The organism is Gammaproteobacteria bacterium (assembly GCA_003696665.1).
Taxonomy (GTDB): domain Bacteria; phylum Pseudomonadota; class Gammaproteobacteria; order Enterobacterales.
In genome coordinates this window covers 1-1,787 of sequence record RFGJ01000005.1, presented here as the reverse complement: position 1 = coordinate 1,787, position 1,787 = coordinate 1, and the positions used below count along the sequence as shown (strand labels likewise).

The 1,787-nt window shown below is 47.0% G+C and carries 3 protein-coding genes; all 3 read right to left on the bottom strand.

What is annotated here, in order from left to right; genetic code table 11:
• Positions 1-323 (bottom strand): hypothetical protein (locus D6694_00170; GenBank protein ID RMH48772.1); only part of this gene is annotated, 323 nt, incomplete at its 3' end.
• Positions 324-334: 11 nt separating this feature from the next.
• Entirely contained in the window at positions 335-1,012 is a 678-nt protein-coding gene (locus tag D6694_00165) for an ABC transporter ATP-binding protein (protein ID RMH48771.1), read from the bottom strand.
• Positions 1,013-1,103: 91 nt separating this feature from the next.
• The coding region (locus tag D6694_00160) for an IS630 family transposase (GenBank protein RMH48770.1) at positions 1,104-1,787 on the bottom strand (684 nt) is incomplete at its 5' end.

The window sequence follows — 1,787 nt, the reverse complement described above, 5'->3', positions numbered from 1 at the left end:
GCTGCTTTTCGAGCGTACATAGCGCCCAGAGTCGACAGCAATTCGGCTTCTTTAAATTTCGATGTGTCACCGCTTATCGTTTTGCCCAGCGCTATCAGCAATTCAATTTTTTTGATCCCTGCGTCCAAGCGTTGTTCGTTCAAGTCTTTATCTCCCATTAATGCTTGACTCTCATTTAAGACGTCAATCACAGATTTTTTATAATTCGACTCATTAGTTACCTTCTGCGCAGACGCAATTTTAGATTTAACAGGTTGGTCAGATGGTGGTTGACAACCCGCAATTAGAATACACATTATTATACCGATGAGTATTTCTGACATTTTGATTAGCCTCAATTGATCACATTGTTATTTTGTACCAGCATACCATCATGCAAAGTTATCCTGTGCGAGCATCGCTCCACAAATTCACGGTCGTGCGTAGCGATCACAACTGTCGCCCCCTGTTCTTTATGGAATTTTTCCAGCAATTCGTAAACGATACTTGCATTTTCCGAATCAAGGTTAGCAGTTGGCTCGTCGGCAATAATTAGTTCTGGGCGTTTTGCAAATGCTCTCGCGATAGCTACCCGCTGCATCTGTCCACCCGAGAGTTCCTTAGGACGACGCGATGAAAGTTCTTCCATACCCACATCTGCAAGCGCTTTTATTGCTTTAGGCTTGGCTTGCTTATCTTTGAGCATGTACAACGGGTACATCACATTTTCGAGTGCCGAAAGAGCCGGATGCAGATTAAATCGTTGGAAAATGATGCCAATTTTCTTCCGACGTATGGCTGCTAATTGGCTATCTGACAAACCTGACACATTATTCTGGCCAAACAGAATCTCGCCCGAGGTTGGTGTGTCAATCAAACCAAGTAACCCAAGTAGCGTACTTTTACCGCTGCCGCTTCTTCCTACTAAGCATGCGAGGGCTCCACATTTAATGTATAAGTTTACGTTTTTAATGGCCAAGGTTTTCACTTGGCCGTTGTAATATTCCTTACTGACACTGCTTAGACGAATCATCGGCCTTCCTTTTCTAAACACTCTGAAGATTCAACATATTGGAAAGTTACTGGAAGAGTCACAATATTAACTCAGCAATAAAGGATATCTGTTATGCGGCATAACGGATTTTCTCGTGCTCGAAGTACTTGGCAACCGGCCCAGGGTTCTTCTGCAACATGCGCATATGCGATACCACCTTCTTTTTCAGCTGCTTCTTATCCCCGGCCGGCTTGCCGCTGTGAACCCCGGCCTTCAAATCACAGTTCAGGTATTCATCCGGATTCAATTCCGGGGAATAGGACGGCAGATAGAAGACCTCTATCTCATCCTCATGGTCTGTGAGCCACGCCTTGAATACCTTGGCATGGTGAACACGCAGGTTATCCAAGATCAGATAAACCTTCCGCTTCGCGGATTTAATCAGACACTTGCAGAAATCAATCAGGATGTCCGCGTTCATACTCCCCTCAAATACCCTGAAGCGGACCTTCCCTTGATTGGTGACCGCAGAAATCATGTTGATCGAACTTCGCTTGGCATTGAGGCGGATCACCGGCATCTTGCCCTTGGGGGCATAGCCCCTTTCATGCTGACCGTCACTACGCACCCCCGTTTCGTCACCCCAGTAGATCTCTGCCTTCTCATCCTTCGCCTTGGCCTTGATGGCCGGATAATCCTCATCCAACCAGCGCTGGACCGCCTTTGGATTCTGCTCATAGGCCCGCTTGACGGGCTTCTGTGGCGTAAATCCCCAGCGCTTGAGGTATTCTCCAACCGTGCGGATCGGCATCCG

What these genes read in the sequence shown, in the direction of transcription:
- D6694_00165 (RMH48771.1), bottom strand. Translation starts at nt 1,012, where the DNA reads ATGATTCGTCTAAGCAGTGTCAGTAAGGAATATTACAACGGCCAAGTG.